The sequence below is a fragment of the Stenotrophomonas sp. MH181796 genome, assembly GCF_009659995.1.
Lineage (GTDB): Bacteria > Pseudomonadota > Gammaproteobacteria > Xanthomonadales > Xanthomonadaceae > Stenotrophomonas > Stenotrophomonas riyadhensis.
Genome location: NZ_RAHU01000004.1, coordinates 545,235 through 571,900, shown reverse-complemented (window position 1 = coordinate 571,900; position 26,666 = coordinate 545,235). Strand labels below are relative to the sequence as shown.

The 26,666-nt window shown below is 65.8% G+C and carries 26 protein-coding genes and 1 tRNA gene; all 27 read right to left on the bottom strand.

The features are described 5' to 3' along the window. Nucleotides 1-149: 149 nt before the first annotated feature. The 27 genes from D5301_RS12925 to D5301_RS12795 all read right to left on the bottom strand — a co-directional run bounded on the left by D5301_RS12925 (nt 150) and on the right by D5301_RS12795 (nt 26,662). Nucleotides 150-494, bottom strand: coding sequence for a hypothetical protein (locus D5301_RS12925; RefSeq protein WP_153855870.1), 345 nt, complete (start codon nt 492-494; stop codon nt 150-152). 242 nt (nt 495-736) lie between these two features. Beyond that, nucleotides 737-1,312, bottom strand: coding sequence for a hypothetical protein (locus D5301_RS12920; RefSeq protein WP_153855869.1), 576 nt, complete (start codon nt 1,310-1,312; stop codon nt 737-739). After that, complete coding sequence (locus tag D5301_RS12915; RefSeq protein WP_153855868.1) at nt 1,302-2,240, bottom strand: hypothetical protein; 939 nt, start codon at nt 2,238-2,240, stop codon at nt 1,302-1,304. The genes D5301_RS12920 and D5301_RS12915 overlap by 11 nt, the downstream gene beginning before the upstream one ends. Then, the gene (locus D5301_RS12910) at nt 2,237-3,418 is read right to left on the bottom strand and encodes a hypothetical protein (RefSeq protein ID WP_194936636.1); all 1,182 of its coding nucleotides are present in this window, start codon (nt 3,416-3,418) and stop codon (nt 2,237-2,239) included. Before D5301_RS12910 ends, D5301_RS12915 begins: the two co-directional genes overlap by 4 nt. A 1-nt stretch (nt 3,419) precedes the next feature. Next, complete coding sequence (locus D5301_RS12905) at nt 3,420-4,847, bottom strand: hypothetical protein (protein ID WP_153855866.1); 1,428 nt, start codon at nt 4,845-4,847, stop codon at nt 3,420-3,422. A 183-nt stretch (nt 4,848-5,030) separates the two neighbouring features. Continuing rightward, nucleotides 5,031-10,925: a hypothetical protein gene (locus D5301_RS12900; protein WP_153855865.1), complete on the bottom strand. Its 5,895-nt coding sequence runs from the start codon at nt 10,923-10,925 to the stop codon at nt 5,031-5,033. Continuing rightward, nucleotides 10,922-13,159, bottom strand: a complete 2,238-nt coding sequence (locus tag D5301_RS12895) for a hypothetical protein (protein ID WP_153855864.1) — start codon at nt 13,157-13,159, stop codon at nt 10,922-10,924. Before D5301_RS12895 ends, D5301_RS12900 begins: the two co-directional genes overlap by 4 nt. A gap of 1 nt (nt 13,160) precedes the next feature. Further along, nucleotides 13,161-13,730 (bottom strand): hypothetical protein, encoded by a 570-nt coding sequence (locus D5301_RS12890; protein ID WP_153855863.1) that lies wholly within the window; start codon nt 13,728-13,730, stop codon nt 13,161-13,163. A gap of 1 nt (nt 13,731) precedes the next feature. Continuing rightward, entirely contained in the window at nt 13,732-14,205 is a 474-nt protein-coding gene (locus D5301_RS12885; protein WP_153855862.1) for a hypothetical protein, read from the bottom strand. After that, nucleotides 14,202-15,848: a hypothetical protein gene (locus D5301_RS12880; protein ID WP_153855861.1), complete on the bottom strand. Its 1,647-nt coding sequence runs from the start codon at nt 15,846-15,848 to the stop codon at nt 14,202-14,204. The genes D5301_RS12885 and D5301_RS12880 overlap by 4 nt, the downstream gene beginning before the upstream one ends. Then, complete coding sequence (locus D5301_RS12875) at nt 15,848-17,020, bottom strand: hypothetical protein (protein WP_153855860.1); 1,173 nt, start codon at nt 17,018-17,020, stop codon at nt 15,848-15,850. Before D5301_RS12875 ends, D5301_RS12880 begins: the two co-directional genes overlap by 1 nt. Before the next feature lie 2 nt (nt 17,021-17,022). Continuing rightward, entirely contained in the window at nt 17,023-17,664 is a 642-nt protein-coding gene (locus D5301_RS12870; RefSeq protein WP_153855859.1) for a hypothetical protein, read from the bottom strand. A 58-nt stretch (nt 17,665-17,722) separates the two neighbouring features. Next, nucleotides 17,723-18,190 (bottom strand): Bbp16 family capsid cement protein, encoded by a 468-nt coding sequence (locus D5301_RS12865; protein ID WP_153855858.1) that lies wholly within the window; start codon nt 18,188-18,190, stop codon nt 17,723-17,725. Between the two features lie 59 nt (nt 18,191-18,249). Continuing rightward, nucleotides 18,250-19,242 (bottom strand): major capsid protein, encoded by a 993-nt coding sequence (locus D5301_RS12860; protein ID WP_153855857.1) that lies wholly within the window; start codon nt 19,240-19,242, stop codon nt 18,250-18,252. 65 nt (nt 19,243-19,307) lie between these two features. Beyond that, nucleotides 19,308-20,021 carry a hypothetical protein gene (locus D5301_RS12855; protein ID WP_153855856.1) on the bottom strand — a complete coding sequence of 238 codons (714 nt, stop codon included), beginning with the start codon at nt 20,019-20,021 and terminating at the stop codon, nt 19,308-19,310. Beyond that, nucleotides 20,011-20,370, bottom strand: coding sequence for a hypothetical protein (locus D5301_RS12850; RefSeq protein WP_153855855.1), 360 nt, complete (start codon nt 20,368-20,370; stop codon nt 20,011-20,013). The genes D5301_RS12855 and D5301_RS12850 overlap by 11 nt, the downstream gene beginning before the upstream one ends. Further along, entirely contained in the window at nt 20,367-22,073 is a 1,707-nt protein-coding gene (locus tag D5301_RS12845; RefSeq protein WP_194936635.1) for a portal protein, read from the bottom strand. The genes D5301_RS12850 and D5301_RS12845 overlap by 4 nt, the downstream gene beginning before the upstream one ends. A gap of 5 nt (nt 22,074-22,078) precedes the next feature. Then, complete coding sequence (locus D5301_RS12840; protein ID WP_153855853.1) at nt 22,079-22,342, bottom strand: hypothetical protein; 264 nt, start codon at nt 22,340-22,342, stop codon at nt 22,079-22,081. Between the two features lie 4 nt (nt 22,343-22,346). Then, on the bottom strand, nt 22,347-22,550 hold the full coding sequence (locus D5301_RS12835) for a hypothetical protein (protein ID WP_049438775.1): 204 nt from the start codon (nt 22,548-22,550) through the stop codon (nt 22,347-22,349). Nucleotides 22,551-22,560: 10 nt separating this feature from the next. Continuing rightward, nucleotides 22,561-24,060: a terminase gene (locus D5301_RS12830; protein ID WP_228756396.1), complete on the bottom strand. Its 1,500-nt coding sequence runs from the start codon at nt 24,058-24,060 to the stop codon at nt 22,561-22,563. After that, nucleotides 24,032-24,487: a terminase small subunit protein gene (locus D5301_RS12825; protein WP_194936634.1), complete on the bottom strand. Its 456-nt coding sequence runs from the start codon at nt 24,485-24,487 to the stop codon at nt 24,032-24,034. Before D5301_RS12825 ends, D5301_RS12830 begins: the two co-directional genes overlap by 29 nt. After that, complete coding sequence (locus D5301_RS12820) at nt 24,487-24,954, bottom strand: lysis system i-spanin subunit Rz (RefSeq protein ID WP_324187319.1); 468 nt, start codon at nt 24,952-24,954, stop codon at nt 24,487-24,489. Before D5301_RS12820 ends, D5301_RS12825 begins: the two co-directional genes overlap by 1 nt. Next, nucleotides 24,951-25,415, bottom strand: coding sequence for a lysozyme (locus D5301_RS12815; RefSeq protein ID WP_153855852.1), 465 nt, complete (start codon nt 25,413-25,415; stop codon nt 24,951-24,953). The genes D5301_RS12820 and D5301_RS12815 overlap by 4 nt, the downstream gene beginning before the upstream one ends. Beyond that, nucleotides 25,412-25,651 (bottom strand): hypothetical protein, encoded by a 240-nt coding sequence (locus D5301_RS12810; protein WP_225792042.1) that lies wholly within the window; start codon nt 25,649-25,651, stop codon nt 25,412-25,414. The genes D5301_RS12815 and D5301_RS12810 overlap by 4 nt, the downstream gene beginning before the upstream one ends. Nucleotides 25,652-25,739: 88 nt before the next feature. Then, a tRNA-Met gene (locus D5301_RS12805) sits at nt 25,740-25,817 on the bottom strand. Nucleotides 25,818-25,908: 91 nt separating this feature from the next. Next, nucleotides 25,909-26,238 (bottom strand): Lar family restriction alleviation protein, encoded by a 330-nt coding sequence (locus D5301_RS12800; protein WP_153855851.1) that lies wholly within the window; start codon nt 26,236-26,238, stop codon nt 25,909-25,911. Between the two features lie 13 nt (nt 26,239-26,251). Then, on the bottom strand, nt 26,252-26,662 hold the full coding sequence (locus D5301_RS12795) for a hypothetical protein (RefSeq protein ID WP_228756395.1): 411 nt from the start codon (nt 26,660-26,662) through the stop codon (nt 26,252-26,254). Nucleotides 26,663-26,666: the final 4 nt, after the last annotated feature.

Here is a 26,666-nt window from a genome sequence, read left to right as displayed (position 1 = left end):
CCGACGACCCTCTGCCCCCCAGGCATCGTTACAGATGGGCCCATCCGATTGATCTGCAAGGGTTTCAGCCCTGCGCTGGGCCACCCAAAAGTGCCGATTGCGACATATAGCAATCAATCACTTACGCGCGGATAGGGTGCAGGCCGCCCCTATCCGATCCAGCCGAAAGGCGGATCTTGGTCAGCCTTGGCCAGCCGGTTCCCCCGGACCTTCTCCTGCCAAGCCAGGATCTTGGCCACATCCTCCCGCAGCCTGTCCTCGTGCCTGGCCACCCACAGCTCGGCCCCTGCCCGGCCCTGCTCGTAGCTGCTGCACCAGCGGAACGGCCCGCCGGGGCCATGGCGGTGCCGGTCCAGCGAGGCAATCCAGATCCCGTCGCCCACACGTTCGGCCATGGCCACCACCCACACGCTGTGGCAGGCGATCACGGTGAGCGGGTCATTCGGCAGGCTGGCGGACCTGGTCGTCCAGCGGAAGTCGGCGGGGAGCGGCATGGCNGGCGATCACGGTGAGCGGGTCATTCGGCAGGCTGGCGGACCTGGTCGTCCAGCGGAAGTCGGCGGGGAGCGGCATGGCCGGAAGGATACGGCCGGCCGTCGCAGATCCTGCGAACGAGCCGGCCACCTCCCTGAACCGTTCGGGCTACCAATTGTTAAGCCCCGCATCGGCAGTTTGACGAAATCGTCAATTTGCCCGAATGGCAGGGCCGAGCATGGCTCGGCACTACCTGCCCCGGTCAGGCGATCGGGAAGCACTCCCACTGAAGCCGGTTGCCGGTGTTCCTGGCCACCGACACCAGCTGCAGACCTGGCGCTGCGGTCAGGACATGCTCGATCGTGAACCGCTCCCGCTGGATCCGGCAGCAGAGGTTGCCGCCGCTCATGTACGACAGGACCACGTCCGACACCGACAGCTCGGAGCCCCGCTTCTCGTCCGTGGCCAGTCTTGGGTTGCTCATCCCCGGGAAGCTGGTGAACACCATTTGATTCACCTGGGAGTCGTACCACCACAGCCAGGCCATACCTGTCTGAACGAACGCCACGTGCGCTCGCATGTTCTGATCGAAGGCCAGGGCGATCTCGGTCATGCCGGGCCGGCTGAACAGGACAACCGGCGATACCCCTTCCGCGCTCAGCACCGCGTCATCGCCCTTGACCTCGATGGTCCACAGGCGCACCTGCAGGCCGCTGCTGGCATCGCCAAGGGCATTCCCTGCCACCTCGTAGTCGATCAGTGGGGCACGGCGGGCGTTCACCCTTTCGATGAAGTCGGCCTGCAGCGGAACGCTCGACAGAATCATGTCAGGGAACATGACGGCTCCAAGTGGTGCGGACGCTTAGCGTCAGCTTCTTCGACGCATCTTTTGGGATCTTGGGGTTGAACGAAACCTGATACTTGGCCAGCGTGTTGTCGATCCTCAGGCTACCGATCCCGGTGGTGAAATTCCCGACGTTCAGATCGGCGGTGATCGTGCAGTCACTGTAGAAATTTCCTGCAACATATGGAGCGTTGCTGAGGGACAAAGTACTGCCCGATCCAGCTGGCTGCCCTGTGATAGCGCCGAGAACATCCGTCTCGAAAGCTCGTGGTGCAATTGCCCCATTGAATGAGTTCACCGAGATTACGTTTCCATACTGAGTTCCGTAGGTCGAATCATTCACGATAGCCGGGCGCAGAACGCACGCGTAGGTGACACCACTGATGGTGACATTGAAGGAGCTATCGGCCTCCGAGAAGTACACGCGAAACTCATAGGTGACATCCAGAATTTCATCGGGAAGAACGGTGATGGTCGTTGGGTTTCCGCTGCCATCGAGGATCAGCGCACGGCTGGTAATGTTGGTGCTGTCCCAGCCTACGCCAACCTCGGAGAGATTCCCCGCAGCAGCGCCAGCTGCGAAACGAAAAGTGATGCGCTTCCAACCGTAACGAGGCGACGCATTACTCCCGTTCACAGTGTTGGTCTTCGTGGACGTGCTCCCAACCCTGCTTTGCAGAACGGTATTGGTTGGCAATGGAGCAGCGTTTCCTGAGCCAACCATAGCGAATTCGAGGCATCCATCGAATGCCCCCATGCGATTCAGTCCAGCATCTACCACCAAATTGTCGAACCAGTCGGCGGCAAGGCGGCGAGATCCAGCAATCTCCTGTCCGCTTTCGTCCAGCCTGGCGGCCTCGATCTTGAATCGACCGGCCACGCCCAGCTCCAGCACTGCGTTGACATTGATCCCGTTGTTCATGTGAGTGTTCCCGAGTTGAGGGTGAATGTGGCATCGATACCGTCATCCGGCATCGTGGTGGTGATCAGGATCTGCCGCAGCGTCCCTGACTGAAGCAGCAGCCCAGCATCGAGGGCTTCGGGCTGTGCCGTGTACTTGATGAGGGTGTCTCGCAGCTCGCCACCTCCCACGGAGAACGTGGCGAATAGCGCATCCGGCGGCATCGAGAAGTTGACCAGCGGCTGTCGCAGCTCGCCGCCCAGCAGGCTGAAATCGGCGTCGAGCGCTTCGGCTATGGACGGTGGAACCGACATTGCGCCGCTGCGCACCCCGAACTGCGCCTCGGCCGACTCGACGACCTGGAACGCATACGGTTTCGAGGTGAAGAAGATCGGGTGATCACCGATGAAACCGCGCCAGATGGCCGACCGGCCGGCCGAGTCACTGACCATCAGCGTGAGTCGATACTCGGCTTCATGATCCAGCCCGACGGCTGCCACCGTGTGGTCCCATTCGAAGTCGTCGACAAACAGGATCTTGTTTTCGCGGTAGCGGATGCCGTTGCCGGCGATATTGATCGTGGCCGCGCCTGCGGGTGCGATGCCGACCACGTTGGAGTCGTACACCCGATTCTTGCTGGCCGACATGACGCGGTTGCCTTCGACCCTGCCGACAACCTGGCCCTCCTGGTCCCGGTACTCGAGTAGGACCGAGGCGCCGGCGTTGCCCTCGGCAGATGCGCCCTGGCGCACCTTGCACTTTGCCGTGGTGCGCTGCCCGGGATAGACCTCATAGCGCGACGTGCTGGAAATGATCGACTCGCCGCGGTTGTTGTTGTAACCGGCTGCCCACTGTCCGGTGGGCGGATTCTCCTTTGCGATCACCCAGCCCGCGCCAGTGTCCCAGCCGGTCGGCCCGCTTTCGAAACCAGGGTTGGCAATCGGCGCTGCACCGGCCTGGTACGCCGGCCAGGTCAGCACCACCTGCTTTGTGGCCTGGTCGACATACAGCTGGTGGCCGGGCGGCAGCAGGTCGCCGTCGATCTGGCGCACCGTGCAGCCGCCCACGGCGTTGTAGATCTGCAGGCGCCCCTCATAGGCGACGAATGGGACCGCCCTCGGCAGGTCGCCGACCACCAGCAGCGGCAGCAGCCGACTGCGTTGATCGAGGTCCGGCCGGTCGTAGATACGCGCCGACATGTCAGCTGGACCTCTGGCCGACCAGGTAGACCTGCAGGCCCTTTGCGCCGGCAGTGCCCACCTGCTGCACATCGAAGGTGATTTCGTCGCCGGCGGCCAGGATGTCGCCGCCCGGAACAAGCGTCGGCGGCAACGCTGCCGTCAGCGTGGAACGCTCGCCGTTGTCGAAGGTTAGCTTCACGTTGAGGATGCTGGTGCCGTTGCGCTTCACGTCAACGGTCAGAGGCGTGCCTGTGGCCTGCGCTTCGGACAAGCTGGCGTAGATACCGCGCTGCGCTACCGGAGAAAGCGCCACACCATAGGGCAGCACCAGCGAGCCCTTCCCCGTTCCCGCCGTGATGTTCGTCCCGATAAGGGCGGATCGGTCGGGCAAAACGAACGATTGCAGGTCGGGGTTGGCCGCACTGCGCAGCAGATCCCCAGCAGCCGACCACCCGTCCGCATCGGGCGCAGTGCAGGTTGCGCTGAAGATGCAGCCCTTGGCGCGTGACTTCGGCTCGAAGAGATCCGGCACTGTCAGCTGGCCGCCACCCTCGATAGCCAGCGTTACCTGCCCCACCCCAACCTGCTGCACCGAGAAGGACTGGCCCTCCTTCCAGTCGATCGTGCTGCCGGTGTTGGCGCGGATCGTAATAGTGATCGGGTTCGGCGAGTTGGCCAGGATCAGCGTGTTGTGCATGTCACCGGCCAGGGTCGTGTTGCCGGTGACGCTCACGATGCGCGGCGCGACGGTGTAGATCGGGGTTTCACCGATCCAAGGCCGGGCATAACCGCGGAGGGTGGTAAACCCTCGCTGGCCATCGGCCGGGGCAGTCTTGAAGCGCATGGCCGGAGCCACCCCCTCACTGCCAGGCAGAATCTGGTAGTCGCCAGGTTTCGAGACCAGGTAGTCCCCAGCTCCCACCGTCTTCTCCAGCGCCGTGTCATAGAACAGGGGATCCAGCACGTCGGCGCCGGCCAGGGGGAAGTCGGTCACCTCGCCGTCGCCTTCGAACGACCAGAACTTAGGCGCGATGCCTACCGAGCCGCCGCCGTTCTGGATCTGCTCGATCAGCACCAGCACGGTACGGAAGTTCACCGCGTCGGCATCGCCCTTCGCATCGCCCACCCTGACGATGCGGCTGCCCTTGGCGTCCCACACGAACTCACCGCTCTCCGGGTCCTGCACCAGCTGCATGCCGTTGTCGAGCAGCTGCTGAAGCTGCATCACACGGTAGTCGAAGGCGTCTTCGTGGATCTCCGGCAGGAACGCCCCCTGATTGGTGATGTCGGCCGGCTGGTCCATTGGGACCGTGCGCAGGATCAGGATGTCGGCGTTCAGCGCGGGCGCGACGTTGAAGGTGACCTTGCTGGCCGGCTGACGCAGCCCGGTCACCGTGTATTGCGCCGGCGGCACCAGGTTGTAGACCGGGTGCGTGCCGGTGAACACCTGGATGTGGCTGGACAGGAACGCCCTCGGCCCGTTGAACGCGATGGCGACGCCGTTCCCCACGTAGGTCTTGCGGCGGTCGTTTGCTGAGATGGTCATGGGACTGGTGGCTCCAAATGAAAAGCCCCGCGGCGTGCGGGGCTACGTTTTGACAAATTGATCAACTGGCGACGCAACCCCACCCTATTCCTTCTTCGGCGGCTCCTGCATTGCCCAGTTCAGGGCAGACACATCGCGCCCATCTCGTTCGGCCTGGATCAAGTCGATCGTCTTGTTGATCTGCGTCGACGGGATGCCGGTTGCTTGACCTGTGAGGTCAATACCTACACGCACCGCCGCGCGATCCAACTCTCCCTGTCCAGCCTGCTCATAGGCGTCGTAAATGGTGGAGAACAGTGTCGCCACGGCACCGCCGCCGTCGTATCCCCTCAGATTGGCTGAAAGCTGATTGAGCCCCGGGATAGTGCCGAGCAAGCCGAATGCGCCTTCCTTAAGCACCCACGCAGCAAGATCGTCAGCGATACCGTCGTCGTCTTCGTCATTGGGCAGCTTTCCGCGCAATGCTGCGGTGATCAGGTTCTCCAAGACGAGCAGCATGAACATGTGGGTGCCCCACTTCAGTGCCTGCCGAGGACTGCGGAAGTTGGTCGTGCGGGTGCGCTCATAAATGAGGTTGCCCTTTGCCAGCATGTAGCCAGCCAGCATCGTCGTGCTCTTCACCCATTCGGATTGACGCGTCGAGTCATTCAGCGTGCCTCGCTGAAGCGGCGTCTTGTCGACAAAGTCCTGCGAACCCTGCGCCCGTGTGACAACGTCGTCAGCGTAGGCGCGCGCCTTGGAGGAATCTCCACCGAATTTCTCCAGCCCCACCTGCTCTGCAGCCAACCAGGTCTGTACGTCCACGATGCGCTGTACCTGCCCCATCATCGCGTAGCCCCAGCGGATCGCCGCTGCTCGGCCGGCGGCAATTCTGCCCGCCTTCGCGTCCATTACTTCCTGCACCGCGTCCGCATGCGTCTGTGCCCGTAGCCGCATTTTCGTGGATGCCTCATCAACGTACTGATAGGACTTGCGCGGATGACGAAGCATGTTCTGCAGCGCCTGCCACATCGGCTTGGCGCCCAAGATGACTGTGGACTGAGACACACCCGTGAGCTGCAGCATCGCCGACGACACACGCCAAGTCAGGACCGCCGCCGTGAAGTTCGAGCGGAAGAATCTCGCGGCCTGCTCCGCCCACATCCTTGGAGCCATTTCACCAGCTGCAGCATCCTGCAGCCAGTAGTCCAGAGCCTTGCGAAGTTCGAGCATCCCAGTATCGGCAAGCGCTTCAGAGAACTTTTGCCCATTCAGAACACTGTGAACATAGTTCACGCCATCGCCAAGGTAGAGGTCGCGAATCACATCCCGCAGGTGTGTATCCAGCACGTTGAGTTCCAACTTTACGGTACGCCCGCCACTGCCCACACGCTCAATGGTGTGGCCATCTCGCGTCTGCGCACGAAGGTTCGCGCCAACGCCGATCGCATTGAAATAGTCTTCGGCCTCTTCTCGAACCGTTCGCACCGAATCAGATTGGAACTTCAGCGGGTAGTAGCCTCCCTGCACAACGATGGTGCTTCCGTCGCGCGTGGTGACCGCAAACGATGATCGCTCAACCTTCTCCGGAGAAAGGCCCGTGCGGCGGCGTTCCGTTTCGGCGATCTGCGGCCAGTAGGAATCGATCATGTCCCACGCGCGTTGGACGAACGCCCAATCTCTCGCGTCCAGCTGCCCCAGTAGAGTTCCCACCTGCTGGGCGCTGAGACGTCCCCGTACCTGGGTCAAGATTGCCTGTCGATTTCCCTCATTGCCCCAGTTCATCGCCAGAGCCAACAGCCGCTCATGGCTCCAGAGATCGCCGTTGACGGCCTCCATCGGCCGAGCCCGCGCCATCCGAGACAGCTCCTCTCGGCTGTAGTGAGTACGATAGAGGTCTGCCAGCGATTCCTGTGCCTCGCGCAGCTTCAAGTCAGTCTGAGCCTGAGCGTCACGCAGAACTCGAATGGTGTTATCCCAGACTGGGCCGCCATCAACGAACCCGTCGAGCTCTCGGGCTATGTCGGTAGCCGCTCCCTGAATTGCTCGGAACTGCATAAGCCCACCGAACGCGCGATCTCCAACGGATGGGATTCCAGTTGTCGAGTTTCTCTGGCGGCTTCCGGCCCTCACTGAGGCAGCCATCGAATCATCGATCTTGACGGCATCTCGCTCTTCTTTTCCAAGCCTCAAGGTGTTCTTGGTATTGGCCAAGTGAGCGATCTGCTTGACCGTATCCACGATGTCCTTGAGGTCGGTCATGGCCATGTCGCTGATGTTGGTCAGCCGCATCTCCTCCAGCAGTCGCTGCGGGACGTTGATCGCTTTGCGAGCGGCGTGCTGGGCATCTACCCATTGGGCGAGGCTCTGCCGACGGCGAACTTGCGCGCCTGATACTGGCTTGACCTCAAGCCCTTCAAGCAGGGCGTCCACCTGCTCCAGATAGTCGGCTCCAGCTTTCCCCAGCTTCGACCGAGCCTTGTCGCCGGTCATCTGCTTCAAGTAGCGCTCGATCTTTCCGAATTCTTCCTGTGCATTGCGGGCCTCGGCGAACAGAACAGCGTTCAGGGCCTGCTGCCGCTTCGCCTGCAGGGCATCGGCAAACTTCCCCTTGGCCGCCGCCTGCGCCGCCGCGCGAGCAGCCTTGCGCTCGGCGACCAGATAGTCATTCGGACGGATCTGCCGCGCGGTCTTCTCGGCCAGCACGGCCCGCGCCACTGCCTTCAGTTCACGTCGGTTCGGCCGCGGCTCCTTGGCCAGATCGGCCAGCACGCCTAGCTCGCGCTCCAGCAGCTGGATCTTGCGGCTGCTGTGGACCGCATCCAGGGCGCGCTGCGGCAGCGTGCCGTCGGTCATGGGCTCGCCATGCCGGGCCTGCATGCGCGCTTCAGCCTCGGCCTCAACACTATCCAGCGTCTGCCGCACCGTCCAGAGACCTTGGACCAGTTCGTCGGCGGAGCTGAAGCCCAGCAACGTGGCAACCTCTTCCGGGTGGGTGCCGCCCTTGCGGGCGTGCACCCGGCCCATCTTTTCCAGCAAACTGTCGCCGTAGGTCGCCGCCAGCACGGCGCGATCCAGCTTCAGGCCATGCAGCTGCGCGGGCACCGGCTCGCCGCCCGCATCTTTCCGCCCAGTGAGCACACGGTAGGCCCGCACGATCGGCGTGGCCTCGACTTCCGCCTCGACCTCACCGCGGATGGTGGCCAGCTCGTCCTTCCACCAGCGCTCCCGAGCGCGCGCATCGGCTTCCTGCAGCTGCGCCATCAGGTCGGCCTCGGCCTGCTCCCGTGCCGCAGCAACCTGCGCCTGATAGTCCGCAAACTGGCGTTCGGTCATGCCCAGCGCCTGCGCTTCGGCCAGGTCGCGCGCGATGGGCTCGAAGCCGACCCGGGCCTGCGCCGCATCGATCTCTTCCTGGCTGGCCAGCATGCGGTCGAACACGCCGCGCACTTCGTCGGTCAGCTCCACGTCCAGATTCCGCAGGCTGCGGTAGACGCCCAGGATCCACTGCTTGAACTGGCTGAAAACGGACTGCAGCTCAGGCGTCGGCGCCCTGCCCTCGCCCAGGTAAGCCTCGAAGCCCCGGGCGAACTGTTCGTGCTGGTCGATCCCAATCTGGTCTGCCGAGTCGACGCCGAACCACTTCAGCAGGGCGTCCAGGTCCGAGCGGATCTGCGGTGCTGCATCCTCGGCCGTGGCCAGGTCGCGGTAGACCTCCAGGAAGAAGTGCCCGGATTCGTGGAGGAACGTGGACAGGTCCGCGCCCTTGAACAGGCTGATCTGCATCGCTCGGTCGGTGCCGATCTGAATCTGGCCGCGCGGCGCTGCACCACCTTGGAACAGGATGTCGCCGGCCAGCACCTCGCGCGCAGCTGTATCCGGCAGCGCCACGCTCCAGGTCTGCCGCTGCCCCTCGATGGGATCATCCTGCACGATCTCGCCGCCGGTGCGCTCCGCCTCCGTGCGCGCCTGGTCCAGGGTCAGGAAGTCGCGGGCCTGGCCCTGATCGTCAGCCAGCAGCCACTGCCCGGCCCGCTGCACGTAGGCGCTGCCATCGCGCTCGATGGTCTGCTGGCCACGGCCATCGGTGGTCACCTGCGGCCAGCCGAACAGGCTGCGCAGGGCATCAATTCCACGCTGCATCAGCGTGCGCGGTTGGGCGTCTGCGCCCTCGGCCGGAGCCTCCGCTGCATCGATGCCGGCCGCGTAGCGCTCGTACAGCGCCACCGGATCCTGCCCGGTGACCTCGCCCAACCGGCCGAACATGGCACCCCACAGCTGCGCCTGACTCTCGGCCTGCGCGGGCGTGTAGCGATCGGTGCCGATCAGCTGGGCCATCACCGACTGCTGCACCTGCGCGCGCGCGTTCGCCGCAGTCTGGTCTGGTGCCGGCGCATCCAGCGGCACGCCCAGCTCGCGGGCCATCGCATCGATGTCCAGCGATTCCAGCTCCGCCGGCGACAGCCCGTCAGCGCTCGTGCGGGCATTGCGCAGGATCTCGTCTCGGTTCGGCAGCCGCGGCACGGTGGCCATCCACTCGGCCATCGGAATCACGACCTGGCCGGTGGCCAGCTGCTCGGCCAGCGCCGACTCGCCGCCGACCATGTCCTGCAGTACCTGCGGTGCGGACTGGAACAGCGTCTGTGCCTGCTCCGCGTCCAGGTACACGCGCGCGTCTTCACCGGCCACCTGGGCCGTCAGCGCCTTCATGTCCTCCGGCGAGCGTTCGCCCAGCTTGAGCTCGCCGGCAAACTCGGTGGCAGCGCGCAGCCTGTCGTTGCTCTGGCCCGACTGCATCACCTGGTCCAGGCGCTCGTTGATCCACCGGACCTGCCCGGACGCGCGCGCAGCACGATAGTTTGCATGCACCTCGACCGCACCGGTGGGAACCTCGGCGAGGCCCTCCATGATGATGTCGCCCCATTTCAGGCGTTCCTCGGTCAGCAGCTGCGCCGTGGCCTCGCCTGCAGCGCCGCCACCCAGCTGCACGCCAGCCTCTGCGCCGGTGCGCAGGATCGCCGAGGACGCGCTGCGCCGAGCGTTGTTGATGAAATGGCCAGCCACGCCGGCAGTCAGCGCGTCGAACACACCAATAGCCACGCCGCGCTTGGCCGCCTTGTCGCGCGCGGCGGCCATCTTCTGCGGATCGCGCAGGAACTGGCCAACCGCGTAGGCGTCGGTTGGGTCGACCTTCGCGTCCTGCATGGCGTCGGCGATGCTGGCGCCAAACTCGGTCAGGCCCGAGCCGGTACCGGCCGAGGCAGCCGTCACCACGCGGCTACCACCGCCGGTGGCTGCGGTCAGTGCCAGGCCCGGGGCGCCTATGCCGATCGACTGCCCCAAGGTGACGGCGATAGCGCCCAAGGTGTCGGTGCCGCCGCCGGCCAGCTCGCGCACCGCGCCGCTGAAGCTACCGGCCTTGTTCGCCCGGTCGAAGGCCTGGAAGCCGCGTTCGGTGCTGGCGCTGGTCACGTCTGCGGCCTGTGCCCGGCGCTCCTGGTCTGCGCGCAACGCCGCTTCCTCCGCCGAGCGGTCAGTGGTCAGGCGGCCGGTCGCCGGGTCCATCACCGCTGGGCCATCGGGCAGCAGCGACAGCGCATTTGCCTTGCCCCGCTGCCAGCCACTGACGATGCCGCCGATCACCTGCTCCAGGATGTTCGGCTCGGCAGTGGCCCGTGCCTCACCGGTCACCAGCGAGTTGGCATAGGTGGCCAGCCTCGGGGCCTCGTCACTGGCCAGCGCCATGCGCCGCGGGTCGCTCAGGAAATCGCCCACGTGCGGCGATGCGCGGCCGGCGTCGTCGATCTCCTGCCGCCGGGCGTCCTGCTCGTAGTCGCCCAGGTTCGCCGCCACCACGCCGAATGGCTGGCCAAGCTGGTCCGACAGCTGGTTCGCGCGCGCGGCTTCTTCCGGCTTCTGGCTGGTGCCGGTGTAGGCGGCCCGTAGGGCAGTCTTGCGCTCGACCTCCACCTCGTCCCAAACGGTGTCCCAGTCCTTCATTTGTTGCTGCCCCTCTGCTTGATGATGCCGCGGGTAATGTCGGCGTCGGTCGGGTTCCGCCCATACTTCGCGATGTAGGTCTGTCGCGCTTCGTCTCGTTCTTCCTGCGTAACGCTCAGGTCGAACTGCGCTGCGCTGTTGTAGAGACCCACCTTCACCTTCGGGTTGTTCTTGAACTTCCCGTCCTTCTCCTGGATCGCGCCGAGTCGGCCAGCCTGCAAGTTCTGGGCAAATTGCCTGGCCGTGGCCGATAGCAGCACGTCCGCCTGCTCAGGGGTCGGCTTCTTGCCAGTGGACTGCACAAACTCGGTCTGTGCGTTCTGGTAGGCGATGCGGAACTCGCCTCGCAGTGCGTCGCGTGGCGCGTTCTTGGCCTGAGAACCGCTGCCCGACACATCCGTGTCCTTCCCGAAACCAAGCATCTGGAAACCACGCTCCAGGCGCTGGTTGTCGGTCATCCAGTCAGCACGTTTCGCTGGGTCGTTGGCCTTCGTCTGGTCCTCCGCCAGCGACTTCAGCGTCTTGCCACTGAGCTTGTCGGCGTACTGGCCGAGCGGCAGCTTGGCGAACTCATTAGGCTGCAGCGCCTGCATGCGCTGGATGCTCTCCAGCGTCGCGGGATCGTCCTGCACGGTGGCACCTTCAGAAACGATCTTGCGATAGCGATTCACCGACTCATACAGAGCCGGATCCTGTCCCATCAGAGCCAGCTCGGCCGGCGCCAGCACCTGCGACAGCGGCACGCTCGCGCCGGCGGCAGCAACCTTGTCGTAGATCGACATTGCCGCCGCCTTCTTCGCCTGCTCCAGTCGGTCCTTGCGCTGCGCGTAGATGTCGCGCAGGTAGCCTTCAGTGGCCGCACGCTGATCCGGAGGCATGCTGCGAGGGATCGCGGCGATGGCATCGGCCAGCGTCGACGGTGCGGCCGTTGCGGCGGCAGCGGCCGACGTTCCCGATGTCGCGCCAGGCCCCGCAGACGACGCCCACCGCGCGGAGCGGCCCATCACCTGCCGCACGTACAGCGCCGTCTTGGGGTTCTGCGCTGAGCGGCCACGGTTCACCACCGCATCGGCCCCACCCTCTCCAGCGAAATGAGCGGCAATGGCGAAGGCCCGGCCGCCCTTGGCCAGCCGTTCCTTGTACTCACGAGCCGCGCGCCGGGCAGACGCCGCAGCGTCCTTTCGGTCGATGCCGCCAGCGCTGGTGGCGCGGTACTGGAACAGGCCGGTGGCCTGGTCGCCGTCGTCCAGCACTTCAGGGTTGACGGCGTCGGCGCGGAATCCCGATTCCTGTTCGGCCAGCGCATACAGATCCGCGCGGCCGGCCGCATCCAGCCCCTCGGCCTTCGCCGCATCGTCGATCGCCTTGGCCACCGCAGGCGAAGGCACGCCCCGCGAAGCCGGCGCCGGAAGCGGCTCGATCGCACCACGGCCATCGGCCAGCGACTGGGCCAGCTCATAGGCCGCGCGGTCCTTCACCACCGGGTACAGCGTGCGCTCGACCTGCGCCCGGTCCTCTGGCGTCATCTGGTCGGCGTAACGGTGGTAGTAGTCCTCCGCCGCGAACGGGTCACGGGTGGCCATCGCCGCGGCCGTCTGCTTGCGCACGGACGATACGATGCCGCGCTCGCTGGCCTTGATCGCCTCGGCCCCCATGCCCTGCGTCTGGTAGGCGGCGCTGGCGATGCCAACGGCCTCCTGCAGCCGCACGTCAGCCAGGCCGAAGTCGCCGGACATGCCGGCGCTGACGGCATCCTGGCCGATGTTGTCGATCGTGGCCTTGCGCTCGGTGGCCTCGTAGGCGCTGTACTCGCGGTCGGCGTAGTTATTGAGCCGACCCTGCACAGAGTCGCGGAACGAGAACGACACTTGGTCGAATCGCTGCTGCTGCTCCGGCGACAGCCGGCTGCGGATTGCCGACACACGCTGGTCGAGATCACCCAGCAGTGCGTCGTGCGCCTGCAGCGCGTTCTTGCCCTGGTACTTCGCGATGCCGTCGGCATTGGCCGGGTTGAATGTGGCGCCCTCCCAGTCCGAAAGCTCGCGGCGTGCCTCCATGACTGCCGTCAGGTCTGCGCTGTCCTTCTGCCGCTGGAACAGGTCGGCCGCCGCTTGGCCAACGGCACCTGCGGTACGGCTGAGCGGCGACAGGTCGACCTGTGCGGTGTTGCGGACCTGCGGACCCAGCTGGGCCTCGACCTGCGGCCCGTTGGTGCGGGGGATCAGGGTCGCCATGTCATAGCCCCCAGCCGCGCGAGATGCGCGCGTTGTTGCGCATGGTGATGCTGTTGGCCTGAGACGACAGGTTCCCACCGCCGCCAGCCACGCCGCCGCGGCTCATGCCTCCAATGCCCATGCTCGCGGCGCTGGCGAGCGAGCCCAGGATCGTGCCGGTCGCCTGAGCGTTGCCGCTCCAGCGGGCCAGCTCGCCCTGCGTCCGCTGGTTCTGGGCCTGCGCGTTGAAGCCCCAGGCCTGCCGCGCAGCGTTCATGCGGATGGTCTGCTGATCGACCTCACCGAACATCGCGGTCTCGCCGAGGATCTCCGCCGGCGTGCCGAGCGTCGGGTCGATGTTGTTGGCAGCGATCGCGGCGCGCTGTTGGCCTAGCGCAATGCGCGTGCGCCAGGACTGCTGCTCCATCTCGCGGGTAGCCAGGGCGTTGCTGGCGTCGGCGTCCTGCTGCGCCAGCATCGCATTGTTCTCGGCGATCTGAGCGTTGGCCTTGCCCTGCTTCTGCTGCTGGTCGGCCTGGTATGCACCGGTTACAACGGTGGCCGCCAGAAGGGCGATTGCGGGATTGCACACGTTATGCGCTCCAGTAGAACGGAAGGAAAGGGGCGCTGTCCGGTCCGACCGGCACCGGCGCGAGGAAGTGGAAGCCCAGCCAATGCAGCCAGCGCTGCGCGGCCTCGTTGCGCTGGTCGACGACGTTGAACAGCATCGAAGGGAATGCCTGCTGCATCCGAGCCAGGGCGGGACGGGACAGGCGCAGCAGTTCCTTCTGGACCGACAGAGGGTTAAGCCCCGTCGAGCCGACCATCCAGGGCGTGCCGATGCCGCCGAGGATCGAGTAAGGGGTGGCCCCGAACATGCAAACCGGCACGTCGCGCACCATCGCAGTCCATGCCTCAGCGCTGCCCGCCAGGCCACGCTGCAGGGCCTCCGCCGGCGTGGTGCGGGCGCATGCCCACAGCTCGACTACGTCTGCGGGCCGTGCCGCAGCCGCGATCACTTCGATGTGTCCAGCCTCGGCCGGTACCAGTTCTGCGGTGACCTTCATTCGGACGCCACCACCTGGGGCATCAGAGAAAGGATCTCCATCGGCAGCGGGTCGTCGCTCACGATGTGGAAATGACCGCTGTCCACGCCCCACCGGCAGGACATGTTCTTGCGCAGGACGCCCGTGTACGGGGCCGTGGGCTCGTCGTAGTCCTCAAAATCGCGTTGCGCGATAGGGTCCAGCGTATCCAGCGTGGTGCCGACGTAGACGCCGCGGGTGTTGCGCACCAGCAGCGCGACCTCGAAGGCGAGCTTCTTCATGGGCCGCAGCGGGTCGCCGCCATTGGCGTTGACCTCCAGCGTCTCGATGTGGGCGGTGTACGGCAGGCCGATGTGCACCACGCCGCCCGGGCGCTGCAGCTGCACCTTGCCGTCGACCACCTGCAGGTCCTTCTGCACGTTGCCATCGACCAAGGCCACCACGGTCTTGCCCTCCAGGTGGCCCATTCCGGCGATCGTCGAGCGCTGATAGGTCCAGTCCTGCACAGCGACGCCGCGCAGCGCCAGCGGCACCGCACCGATCGATTCCACCGTCGCGACCGTGGGCGACACATAGGCCATGACCCGCACGCGGACGTGTTCGTCGCCAATGGCCAGCCGCAGGATGTTGCCCACGTCGCCAGCCCCGCTGAAGATCGCGGCGCCAGTGGTGGCGGTGATCACGGCGCCCTCGTTCCACCCATCGGTGCTGGTCAGCGTCATGGTCGAGCCGTTCGGCCGCCGGCCGTCGTAGGTCAGCAGGCTGTCGGCGTACTTCCAGTCGAGCGGATCGTCGTACCGGGTCGGGGCCATCTGCTCCACGTACTGGACCCATTCGCCGTTGATGAAGCGGCGCACCAGCAGGTAGACCTCGGTTTCGATCTCACCGGGCAAGCAGCAGACGTCCAACACCTCGCCGTCGGTTTCATGCGGGTGCCAGCCGGTGACCTCCTGCTCGGGCATGTACGTGCAGCCGATCAGCACACCGTCCGTGCGTGGCATCCACAGGATCGGCCAGGGCGCCGTGCTGTATTCGATGCCGCGGAACGTGTAGCCCTGCACCAGGTGGTCGGCCCAGATGCTGATCTCGTTGCCGCGGAAGCCGTCCTTTTCGAACTGATAGGCCAGATCGCGCACGCGCTGGCCCTGTGCCTGCAGGAACACCGCCGACTCGCCCAGCACGCGGGCCTGCAGGTCGCCGGTGCCGTAGGCGGACTGCGGCTTGATGCCGATGGTGCTGGGCGTCACCACCGCGTCCTGCCCGCCGGTGACCTTCCACTCGCCGCCGGTGGTCAGCACCAGCAGGCTGTCCAGTGGCACCAGGTCGCGGATCGCATTTACCTGGCGCGCATTGATCGTGAACGACACCGCGTCGCTGTCGACGATCGGCGAGCTGCGCCCGAAGTTGGGGTAGTCGCCGATGTTCGATGCCCACACGGTCTGCGGATCGCCAGGGCTGCCGGCGAACCACAGGCGATCGCCGAAGAACTCGACCTCACCGGGGTAGCCATAGCGATAGGACCAGGCGCCGACGGCCCAGACATCAGTGCCACCGACGGCACCGGCCGCGTACTGGGTCACCACGATGTTGTTGGCGCCGGTCGGCGGCGCCTCGTAGAAGTTGATCAGGTCCGCGCCGGGATCGATCGTCCAGCCCTGTGCCATTACTGCGCCTCCTGCGCGACGTTGCCGCCGCGACCGATACCGCCACCACTGGTGCCGCCAGTGCCGCTGCCACCCGGGTAGTACGGATTGGATTGAACCGGCACGCCGTCGATCTTGACCTGGTAGTCCAGGTAGCTGCTGCTGGTCGCGCCAGGGATGGAGAACTGTTTCGTGGTGCCGTCGCCGTTGAACGTCCACGGACCGGCCACCGGTGGTGGAACGTTGCCCACGATGCTGTCGGGGATCCGCTCGATCACCGTGGCGGTGACCTCGAACGGGCTGGTGAACGCGGTGATCTTCATGATCCCGAACCCGCCGTGCACGTATTCCCATTCGACCCCGACGGCGTAGTCGTTGACGTTGTCGAACTTCACGTCCTGCGGCCCATCGAACGCACGGCCGCTGTCGTGCACGGGGCGCACACTGCCGCAGACGTAGTACGGCGTTCCTTCCAGGCCGGTCACCACCGGGACGCTCACGCAGCGGTAGACCTTCTGGTCGCTCCGGCGGAGGGCCCCCAGCGGCACATTCTTCTCCGCCGCCACCCAGGGCTTCACCGAGCGCAGTTCCTTTTCCTCGGCGTACAGCAGCGAGCCGACCATCTCCGCGGTAAAGGTCGGAACGTTGGTCGTCACCGTCACCACGCCCTGGGTGCCGGACACGGCCAGCAGCGCGGCCTCGTCGTTGTTGAACGGGCGGAACGGTCCACGCCGGTATTCGAAGTCGCGCAGTTCGAACTGGTCGACGGCAACGCGGCGCAGCTCCTTCGGCGGGATCCACGGGTGCACCAGAAACAGCACGTCAGCCGACTGCGTGTGTCGCACCTTGTAGATGTCCTCGCCGGTGTATGGCGTGGCCACCTCGACGATCTCCCCTGCCCCGTTGCGCAGCAGCGCGCCGCCTACCCAGAACCGCATGTAGCCGTCGCCCATCTCGATCGCGTACTTGACCGTGGTCGAGTAGATGAACGGGATGAAGCGGGTGGCACGATCGTTGTGCTTGGCACCACCGCGGAACAGGTAGCCCGGCCGCTTCTCGCCGCCGCCGGTGGGCTTGGTGATCACGTTGCGGCAGGTCTTCAGGCTGATGGCGTAGCGAACCATGTCGACGCGCCCCTGGAGTCCGGGCGACAGCTCGCCGCCGGACATGCTCGGTTGCAGCAGACGCGCCATGGTCAGGCCCTCGCCATCTGGGCCATGGACGGCTGCCGCTCGTCCTCGTCGGCCTCGTTGAAGTCATGCGCCGCGGCCTGGCTGAGCGCGAGCTGGTAGAGCTGCTTCAGGCCGGATTTGTTGGAGAACCCATTGGCACCGATGATCGTCGGCGCGCCTTCCTCGGCCAGCTTGCAGGCCAGCGCATCGACGAAGTGCGCTGGGTAGCGCTCCGGGTCTTCCACGCGCGCGACATAGATCAGATAGGCCTTGGCCCGATCGCACAGCAGCGACGTGCCGTCCGTGCCCATCGCCTGCTCGAACTGGATGCCGTGGCACTGGCGGAACTGCGGCTCACACCAGCGCGACAGGCGGCGGCCGGCGCGCATGCCCTGGTCGTCGGTGATGGCCAGCACGGTGATGCAGTCCGCCGGACGTGCGTAGCGGATCTCCCAGCCGGGCATCGGCGCCTCAGCGGCGACGGCCAGGCGCTGGGCCTTCATCGCCCAAGGCCACAGCCGGTCGGCCAGCACCAGGTCGCGCATAGGCTCCCACAGGCGCGAGAAAACGCGCGCCTCTTTGGAGCGCTCGGTCAGCGAGGTGATCGTGATGTCCTGGGCCAGCTTGCCCAAGGCCAGGTTGCAGATTTCAACTTGGGAGGTCATGGCTCACCCAGAAAGAAGAAGGCCGCCCGAAGGCGGCCTCGTGTTGCCAGTGGTGCGATCAGGACGCCGGGGTGGCCGGCTTGCCGTCTGCGTACACGCGCCAGATGCTCGGGTCGAGCGTCAGATACGCGTTGAAGGCGCCCGCAGTCAGCGGCCCGGTCGCCACCGTGTAGCGCACACCCAGGTACTGCTTGTAGTCGCCCGCCGGCAGCGGCACGACCGCCAGGACCGCACCGGCAGTCATGTCGGCCAGTGCCAGGGCGCCGGTGGCGTAGTGCACCCTCGGGTTGGTGGACAGTGCGGCGTTGTCGGCCGACTCCAGGGACGCGACGACGGTGGCAGCGCCTGCCGCTGCTGCAGCCTGGGTGGCGACGATCACCAGATAGGTAATCGCCGGAGCGCCCAAGTTTTCGGTGGCATTCGGCGCAAGGCCGGTGCCCTTCAGGTTCATCACGTTGGTCGAAATGGCGGTCGCGGTGACCGCCTGCGCCGAGGAGAACTCGGCGCGTGCGTCAATGTGGGACATGGATCTTGCTCCAGTTGTGTGGGTTTTCTTTCAACACCCGCCGAAGCGGGCTCGGTCAGTTACGCAACGGCGCCTTCATCCCAGGCGAGCGCGTCGCTGACGCGGATCGGGATGCCACGGAAGGTGTTCACCGGCTGACCGTTCAGTTCGGTCTGCTTCAGCGCCAGGATGCGGCGGTTGTTGGCCTGGATGTCCAGCCACTCGTAAATGTCGCGGTTGACGTAGATCACCGTGTTCAAGCTCTCCAGGCGCTCGATGCGGTGCGTCGCCTTGATCAGCTCGTTGATCAGCACCAGCTCGGTGTTCGGCTCGGGGTCGACCTTCAGATTGCTGACCTTGATGTTCGCCACGCGGGCGATGCAACGCGGGTCTTCGACTGCCAGGCCTGCCTGAAGCGCAAACCAGTCGCGGTAGGCCGGGTACTTGCCGCCGTTGCCATCGTCGACCAGTTCGTCGCCGTAGTCGGTGTGCTGGATGCCGGCCTTGGTGCCCTTGGCGTAGATGCCATACACCGAGTCGTCGCCCCAGCCAACGACCCAGATCGAGGTCAGATTGCTGCCAGTGCCCGACAGCTTGATGATCTGGCGCGACAGGTCGCCGGTGGCGTCGGCGTAGCGCTCCTTCAGGCCCACGAATCCGGCCGACTGGATCTTGGAGCCGTTGAAGAACTGCGACTCTAAGCTCTGGCCGATCGCCTCGATGTGGCGGCCGTTCTTCTTCACGCGGAAGTCGGAGACGTTGGTCGACAGCTCAGCCAGCACCTTGTCGACCTGGCCCAAGGACGCGAACTCGGCGGTGGCCTCGGTGATGTCGGCGGCCTTGCCGGTCGATGGCTTCACACCAGCGTTGAGCTTGCGCAGAACGGCCTCGGGCAGCTGCGTTTCCACGCCGATGCGGTGACCGTTCGTGGTGTTGGCTTCAACCCACGGGATGTCCTGGAAGACCGGCTTGCGCTTGGTCAGGATCTCCGCGATCGGCAGCGGCTTGCCGTCCTGGGTGTAGCGGGTGGAGATGTCGGTGATGTTCGGAACATCACGGGTGAGAGTTGCCATTGTTCAGTCCTCTGGATACGAAAGAGCCGCCAATCGGCGGCCGTCGGATGGGTTGTTGTGGCGGATCAGTCGCGCTGGCGTGCCGCCGGGCGGTCGGCGTACTGGTACATGCGGTCACCGGTGCTCTGCGTGCCACTGGTCGTGGTGCCGCCGAGACCGTCCACCTTGCTGTCGCGAAGGAAGCCACCGAAGAAGGCAAACGCCTTGATCATGGTCGGGTGGTTGCCCCAACCCAGGTCGTTGAACGCCTTGGTCAGCTCGGGATCGTTGATGGCCTTCACCGCGGTGGTGGCCAGGCCGACGGTTTCGTCGTACTTGGCGCCCAACTGCTGCTTGGCATCAGCGCCCCACTGCTCCAGCTGCTGCAGGCGCTGAGCCTCCACGGCTTGCTGCAGTGCCGCCGCGTCCTGCCCGGCCATCTGGGTATACAGGTCCACGGCCTCCTGGGCCTGTTCCTGCGTCCAGCCCTTGGCCTTGAAGAACTCGGTGGCCTGCCCGAGGCGGTCGCCTTCAAGGGTGAATCCCTCCGGCACCTTGAACGCCTCGTACTGCTCCGGTGCGCCATCGCTGGTGTCGCCCTTGGACTTGCCGGCCTCGCCGCCTTCGTCCTTGGTGTCCGTGCTGGTGGTGCCCTTCGCATCACCTCCGTCCCCCGTACCCTCGGTTGCCGGCTGGCCACTGCCGCCGGTGCCCTGCTGTTCCGTGGTGCTGGTGGTGGTCTTGCCCTCGCCTTCGCCAGAATTTTGGGTGCTGGTCTCGGTGGCGGTTTCAGTCGACATGTTCACTTTCCTCGGGTTGCTGCAGCTGCGACTGCAGCCGCTTCAGTGCACTGTTGGCCTCGGCGCGCATTTGAGCTTCGCGCTCCGGGCAGTTGTCACGGATTGCCAGCAGCCACCACAGGGCGGCCTCCTGCCGGCCGATGGCGCGGGACTGGGCCATCGCATTGGTGTTGAAGGCGCTGGCGTCCACGCCCATTGCCTGCAGGAACGCCCAGACCACACGTCGGCCTACGGGCTCCGCCAGTACGCTGCGGATGTCCTCACGCAGCTGGCGAAGCTCCAGCACGGCCAGCTGTCGCTCGCGTCGCTCTTGGTCGATGTCCTCCTGGCTGCGACCCGGCCGGCTCATGCTGCACCCTGCATGGCGTCAATCAGCGCCTGGGCCGCCGAGCCTTCCTCGGGCACCGTATCGCTAGCGGTCTTCAGTGCTTGGGTTGCGTCCTTCAGCGGCTGCGCGGCCGCCGCGAGCTGCTGCTGGCGCTGCTGCTGGGCGCGATCGGCACGAATACTGGCCACCGCATCGTCGCTGCGGATGATCGAAGCAGGACCACCGACCGCAGTGGTGTATTCGTCGACTACCTGGTCCGCGTCCAGCTTGTCCATCACCGATGGATCGCCGGTTGCCTGGGCGACGCCGGCAACGAACTGCACCGTGCGCTCGATGGAGCCGACTGCTGCGGCCTTGGCCGCCTGCGCCAGGATGCTGGTGTACTCGATCTTCAGAGGCAGGTCGGCCAGCACCTGCGGTGGGTCCGGGATGCGGCCGGCGCGTTCCAGAAGGCGGAACACGCGGACGATCACCGGGTCGAGAACTTCGTCCGTGATCGACTCCAGCGTGGGCGCCAGCACGGCAGCCTTTTCTTCTTTGCGGGTGGCGATCTCGGTGGCCGTGCGGTCAGTCTTGTCGCCCAGCGCTTCCAGCATCAGGAAGAGCTGATAGAAGAAGGCCCGCTCGATGCGGGCCTCGATGGTGGCGATCTCTTCGCGGATCTGCTGCAACGCCCTGGCGTCGGGGGTGTAGACCGGCGCGACGGTGGCGTTGACCGAGTCCTGCGGCAGGTAAACCATGCCGCCCTTCCGCAGGCGCGCGCCTCCGGACCGCTTCAGCGATTCCGGCCCCCCGAGTGTGGGATCGGAGAGTTGCTCCATCAGACGCAGCTTTTCGCCTTCCAGATACTGCAGCTGCTTGATGTCTCCCAAGCAGTCGACCGCCGGGCTGGTGGAGTAGACGTCCTCCGCCACGGGATTCCAGCGAGCCACCACGAAAGGCGCTTCGTAGTGTCCGCCGATGTCCAGAATCCCGTGATCGGCGGTGCCCACACCATCGATCCAGACTACCTCGCGGTAGGGTCGGAACTGCGGCGCCTGCAGCCCCAGCGGCCCGATACCGGGGCGCTCGTTGGGATTCGGCTCGATCAGCGACTCCACGATGAATTCGCGGTCGCCATTGTTGGCCAGGCAGTCCCGAACGGTTCTCGGCAGCTGGTCTGCACCGTAGCGCTGCTCCAGCTGCCGGGCAGTCTTCGTGTACCGACGCCACAGCGAGTCGACACGCTGCTGGTCGTCCAGCCCCACCGCGTAGGTACCTGCGGTCAGCGAGTAGAACCGGACCACCTCGCGCGGATCTTCGAGGATCAGCATTGGCGCAGTGCCGAACAACCCGTCTTCCGTGTAGACGACCGGCATGGCCTTGTAGAAGTTGCTGCTGGCCAAGGCGTCGCGGATGCGCTGCGCTACGTCGTCCAGCCATACCCGGACGCCAAACTGCTCAGACAGCGACGGGTCCGGCGTCTTGACCAGGAACCATGGCTGCGCCTTCGGCGTCATGTGGGACATCATGCCGGCCGACATCGTGCGCAGGACCTCGGTGGCGGTGCTGTTGATGACCTTGGCCCGGTTGCGCTTCCTGGGCTTCGTGTCGGTCTCGCCGTAGAAGCGACCGCGGGTTGGGTCCACGTACTCCGACACCTGGCGCCAGTCGGTGTTCCAGTCCGTCTGGTTGTCCTTCATGGCCTTCTTTCGGCGCCGGCAGTGCCCGCGCAGTTCCATCATGTCCATCAGCCTCCCCCCAGCACGGTGTTGCGCGGAGCTGTTCCACCCAGCGCGGTTGTCGTCGGCGCCAGCGATCGATACGCCACAGAGGACGCGCCGCTGCTGGCGTAGGTGCGGCGCTCGTCCTCGGCCTCCTTGCGAGCGCGGCGCACGCGGCCGGTCGGATCACCCACGGCGGTCTTGGTGATGCCGAGAGGGTCGGCGTACTTGCCGGTCTTGTCGCCGAACAGGACGCCACCCGGATCGATGATCTGGCGCGAGGTGCACATGGCGTCAGGCACCCAGCGCCGTCTTGACCGACGCGGTCGGCATCGCCGAGCTGGTGTCACCGGCCAGGATGGTCGACCTGGCGCCGAAGCGCAGGCGCTGCCGCTGGCGCTCGCGGTCACGCTCGTTCACGGCGGCATCGTCGATGGACTCGGGCGCCACTTCGGGCGCTGCGGCCACCGGCTTCACCTTCGGGGCGGAGTTGCACATGGGGATTCCTTCAGGACAACGGGTTGTAGGGTTCACCGGCCTGCTGGTCGGCGTGGTCGCGATGCTCCATCGGCGACCCATCGGGGAAACGCGGCCGGGGCATCACGGGGTATGCGAACGACAGCACCAGGGCGTCGGCCCGGTTGGGGCTCGGCAGTCCGCGGCGCTTCATGTCCTTCTTCGATTCCATCTGCAGCTTGCCGTCGAGGCGCGGCACTGTTTCGGGTGCTTGCAGCTCGTCGCGCAGCTGCGGGTCTTCAGGGATTGCCCCGCCTTCCTTCAGCCAGTCGCGGCAGGCTTTCCACATCTCGGCGCGTTTGTTGAGGCAGCCCTGGTCGCCCGACTCGCCCGAGAACCACACCAGGCGCCAGTCGCGGCTCATGGTTCGGCCTGCGGACACGATGCCAGTGCCGAAACCGCCATCTACGAACACAGCGTCGGCCTTATGCTCGTCCTCCAGCTGGGCGAGGATGGCCGCCACCGCCATGTCGTTGTCGTTCTTGGCCAGCGTGCGCAGCTGCCGATAGGCCAGTCCCTGACGCAGGCCGATCACTAGCTCGTCGTCGCCTTCCCACGCCGGGTCCAGAGTGAGGATCTTCGGCGCCCAGCTGTACTGCTCGGGCCGCAGGTGCCGCCCGTAGGCTGCAGCCACGTCCGCCTCGGCGATGAACTGGCGGGCTGACATCGAGGGAAAAAGGCCGCGGATACGGACCTTCACCACGTCGCTGTCCTCGCCGTAGTCGCGCACCATGCGCTCGGCCTCGACCAGGTTCACACCCTCAACGGTGCGGCTGTCGATCTGCTCGGTGTCCCAGCTGGCCTTGAATCGGCGGAAACACTCACGGAAGCGGCCGGTGTTGCGGGTGGTGTTGCCGAACGCGGCCCAGATGATCTCGGTGCCCTGGTCGGTCAGCGCGCCCTCGGCAACTTCCCACACCTTGTCGGCGATGGCCGAAGCCTCGTCGAACACCAGCAGGATGCGCCGGCCCTCGTTGTGCAGGCCCGCGAACGCCTCGGTGTTGTTCTGTGACCACGGCACCGCGTCAATGCGCCAGGTCTTGTCGTGGCCCGGGGCGTTGCTGATCAGCGCCGTGGCGGTCAGCGTGGCCCAGTCCTTGGTGAGGCTGATCCCGTGCCACTTCGACAGCTCGGCCCAGGTCTTCGTGCGCAGCTGGTTGTCGGTGTTGGCCGTGACAACGCCGCGGGTATCTTCGAACGTGTCGAAGGCCCACTTGATCAGCATCGCCACCAGCGCGGACTTGCCGATGCCATGGCCAGAGCCGACAGCCTGGCGGATCACCTCGCCAGCATCAGCAGCCCCGGCCTGCAGCTTCCCGCCGATCTTCTCCAGCTGCCGGCGCTGCCAAGCGCGCAGCTTCTTGCCGTCCAGTGGGCCGCCCTTGACGCCCCAAGGGAAGTTGAACAGCACATAGCCCAGCGGGTCGTGCTGGAACGAGCCGATCGCCTCGACCAGCTGCTGCTCAGGACTCGCGGCCGGCTGCGCGCTCACGGGCGGCCCTCAGTTGGTCGGCCAGGTTGTCCTGTACGCCGTGGTCCAGAGCAACGCGCTCGCCGTACTTCTTGGGCTGCAGCTTGCCGGCGTACCACTTCCGGGCATCAATCATCAGCTTGGAGCGCTCGACCATGTCGCCTGTCTGTCGCTCCAGCACCTTGCCCTTCCCGTCCTTCTTCAGCCGCTCGCCCAGCACCGCCTTGTCGGCGATGTCGAGGATCTCTTCGGCCAGCGTGTCCGCCTGCAGCTCGCGTGCACGCGCGTACTGGTTGCGAAATGCCTCGTTCTCAGCCAACCAACGAATGACCGTGGAACGGCACGGCATCTTTGCCGTGGAACAGATCGTGCGCAGGCTCTTACCATCCACCAGCAGGTCGCAGATCGCGTCGGCCAGCTGCTGGCTGTACTTGCTCGGCCGTGCCATTACTGTTCCCTGTCCGCCCGGATCACGGCTTGGCTGGCGCGGACGTGGTCGTCGGCGTCGCGGCCGATTTGAACAGCAGCTCCCGCAACCTCTGCTCGTAGTTCGGCGTGCGCATCACGTTCGACGGCGCCGGCGACGGCTTGGGACAGGAGGCTGGTGCTGCAGGTGGCGAGGTCGTCGCGCAGCTGGAGACGCCCAGCATGCAGGTCAGCCACAACAGCAGCAGGGACGGTCGCGGCCGCAGTGCGGTCTTCTTCATGCTTCGCTCCGATGGTGGCCAGTGCCTCGGCCTGGGCGTGCTCGGTGGCACGGGTCTGGTTCACCTGGGTGGCGACCGCCACAGCGCCGGCGGCGCGCTGATCGGCTTCCCTGCCCTCTGCCCGGTCGCCGCGCCAGGCCCAGCCAGCACCGAACATGGCTGCGGACCACAGGGCGAACGCGACGACTGCGACGGCGATGCGGTTCACGACCGGCCCTCGCACATCCGGCGCTCAGCCGCCCGACGGTTCACCAGGCCCTGCACGCGCTTGCCACCGGCGTACACCCATCGGTCCAACTCCGGGCACCAGCTCGCGGCGGGCTGGCCAGCGTTGATGCGGCCCACCAGGGTCGAGCGGCAGGCAGCACCCACGCCCACGTTGTAGGTCCAGCTCAGCACCGCAGCCCACTCGCGTTCGCGTAGCGGCACCTTGATGCACTGGCTGATGCCGGTCAGGTAGCTGCCCAGGCGGCTGTTGAGCTTTTCGGCACACTCCTGCTCGGTGTAGACCGCCTTGTCCGGGCGGCTGGTGTCGCCGTAGCAGTAGGTGGCCACACCGACCATGTCGATGTACGGCGTCGGCGAGTAGCCCTCCCACGGCTTCACCAGCGCGGCCGCGGCCAGGGCGATGACGGCTGCGGCGCTGCCGCCGATCACCTTGCCCTTCATCCGATCACCCCGCCGCGGCGCGCCTGGCGCCATTCGCGGATCCACTTCCACACCAGGTAGCCGATCTGGCCCACCAGGTAGATGGCCGTCAGCACCAGCACCGCTTTGTCCAGGGTGAACCCCGATGCGACGGCCGTGGCCACCGTTACCGGCGGCGTGACCTTCAGGGCTGCGGTCCCCACCGCGTCAATGATTTCTCCCCGCATGTCGGTTCCATGGTTGATCCGGTTCGGCATGACGCCCTCCCCGATTGGTCGATAGGTGCCCGTCACCGCAGCCCGGCAGGCTCGGCGAATTGGTCCGGTGAGGGTGGACGGGCGTGGATGGTTGCGGGGGCCGGATTCGAACCGGCGACGGCCGGGTTATGAGCCCGGTGGCCTGGACCTCTGGCCTACGCCCGCAGAAACGAAAAACGGCCCGCCGGTGAGGGCGAGCCGTTGAAAGAGGTAGCTATTTCAGCTTGCGGGATTTCTACGCCCTCAGGATTAACCTGTCAAGGCGTGTCCGCCTTCGGGCGAGCAGCCAGCATGGCCTGGTAGACGGCACAGGCTTGGTTCGGCGTGAGGCCGAACAGCCGGCCTGCGGCGGTCATGGCAAGGCTGGGATCTTCTGGCGCTTCAACGTAGCCCTCGGCAGGCGAGAGAGCGGCGCGGGTGTTCCATGCCTCGCGGCAGTCATGGTCGGTGTACCTGCTGGATGCGCCGCAGCGCTCGCATCTAACGCGGTAGGCCGGATGGCGGATCGTCCCTTCCATATGCTCGATGGTCAACATTTCCCCGTCGGTTCCACAGAACGGGCACGGCTTCAGTTCTATCTCTTCCATTCTGATGCTCCAGTCAGGCAGCAGTGGCTACGGCCAGAAGCATGCCATGAACACGCTCGGTGCCGCGCCTGGCCATATCCACGTAGCTGGCCTGGCTGACGGTCGGTAGCCCCGACATCTGCAGCAGCGAGTTGGCCGTGTGCCAGCGCTCGATCTTCCGACGGCCCTGCCCGCAGTAGTAGGCGCGTAGCACCCAGCCGATGGCCGGCGCATGCCTGCTGATCTCGAACACCGCGTCCTCGATCTGCTGCGCCTCCGGGTTGATCTCCAGCGGCTTGTAGCCCGTCGCCCTGCCCGGCATTTCGTGGTGCTCCATCAGCACCGCCAGCAGGTTCTTCGACGCGTGGCCGAGATATTCGCAGTCCTTATGCAGCGCGAATTCCTCGCCCCAATGCTCCATGCGGCGCCGGATGTAATCGCTCATCAGG

Bases quoted from the DNA above. Each gene is read 5' to 3' on its own strand.
- D5301_RS12915 (WP_153855868.1), bottom strand. From the start codon at position 2,240: ATGAACAACGGGATCAATGTCAACGCAGTGCTGGAGCTGGGCGTGGCC.
- D5301_RS12815 (WP_153855852.1), bottom strand. From the start codon at position 25,415: ATGAAGGGCAAGGTGATCGGCGGCAGCGCCGCAGCCGTCATCGCCCTG.
- D5301_RS12850 (WP_153855855.1), bottom strand. From the start codon at position 20,370: ATGAGCCGGCCGGGTCGCAGCCAGGAGGACATCGACCAAGAGCGACGC.
- D5301_RS12840 (WP_153855853.1), bottom strand. From the start codon at position 22,342: ATGTGCACCTCGCGCCAGATCATCGATCCGGGTGGCGTCCTGTTCGGC.
- D5301_RS12800 (WP_153855851.1), bottom strand. From the start codon at position 26,238: ATGGAAGAGATAGAACTGAAGCCGTGCCCGTTCTGTGGAACCGACGGG.
- D5301_RS12895 (WP_153855864.1), bottom strand. From the start codon at position 13,159: ATGGCGACCCTGATCCCCCGCACCAACGGGCCGCAGGTCGAGGCCCAG.
- D5301_RS12825 (WP_194936634.1), bottom strand. From the start codon at position 24,487: ATGGCACGGCCGAGCAAGTACAGCCAGCAGCTGGCCGACGCGATCTGC.
- D5301_RS12870 (WP_153855859.1), bottom strand. From the start codon at position 17,664: ATGACCTCCCAAGTTGAAATCTGCAACCTGGCCTTGGGCAAGCTGGCC.
- D5301_RS12880 (WP_153855861.1), bottom strand. From the start codon at position 15,848: ATGGCACAGGGCTGGACGATCGATCCCGGCGCGGACCTGATCAACTTC.
- D5301_RS12900 (WP_153855865.1), bottom strand. From the start codon at position 10,925: ATGAAGGACTGGGACACCGTTTGGGACGAGGTGGAGGTCGAGCGCAAG.
- D5301_RS12865 (WP_153855858.1), bottom strand. From the start codon at position 18,190: ATGTCCCACATTGACGCACGCGCCGAGTTCTCCTCGGCGCAGGCGGTC.
- D5301_RS12810 (WP_225792042.1), bottom strand. From the start codon at position 25,651: ATGCCGAACCGGATCAACCATGGAACCGACATGCGGGGAGAAATCATT.
- D5301_RS12920 (WP_153855869.1), bottom strand. From the start codon at position 1,312: ATGTTCCCTGACATGATTCTGTCGAGCGTTCCGCTGCAGGCCGACTTC.
- D5301_RS12910 (WP_194936636.1), bottom strand. From the start codon at position 3,418: ATGTCGGCGCGTATCTACGACCGGCCGGACCTCGATCAACGCAGTCGG.
- D5301_RS12875 (WP_153855860.1), bottom strand. From the start codon at position 17,020: ATGGCGCGTCTGCTGCAACCGAGCATGTCCGGCGGCGAGCTGTCGCCC.
- D5301_RS12860 (WP_153855857.1), bottom strand. From the start codon at position 19,242: ATGGCAACTCTCACCCGTGATGTTCCGAACATCACCGACATCTCCACC.
- D5301_RS12795 (WP_228756395.1), bottom strand. From the start codon at position 26,662: ATGAGCGATTACATCCGGCGCCGCATGGAGCATTGGGGCGAGGAATTC.
- D5301_RS12885 (WP_153855862.1), bottom strand. From the start codon at position 14,205: ATGAAGGTCACCGCAGAACTGGTACCGGCCGAGGCTGGACACATCGAA.
- D5301_RS12855 (WP_153855856.1), bottom strand. From the start codon at position 20,021: ATGTCGACTGAAACCGCCACCGAGACCAGCACCCAAAATTCTGGCGAA.
- D5301_RS12925 (WP_153855870.1), bottom strand. From the start codon at position 494: ATGCCGCTCCCCGCCGACTTCCGCTGGACGACCAGGTCCGCCAGCCTG.
- D5301_RS12835 (WP_049438775.1), bottom strand. From the start codon at position 22,550: ATGTGCAACTCCGCCCCGAAGGTGAAGCCGGTGGCCGCAGCGCCCGAA.
- D5301_RS12845 (WP_194936635.1), bottom strand. From the start codon at position 22,073: ATGATGGAACTGCGCGGGCACTGCCGGCGCCGAAAGAAGGCCATGAAG.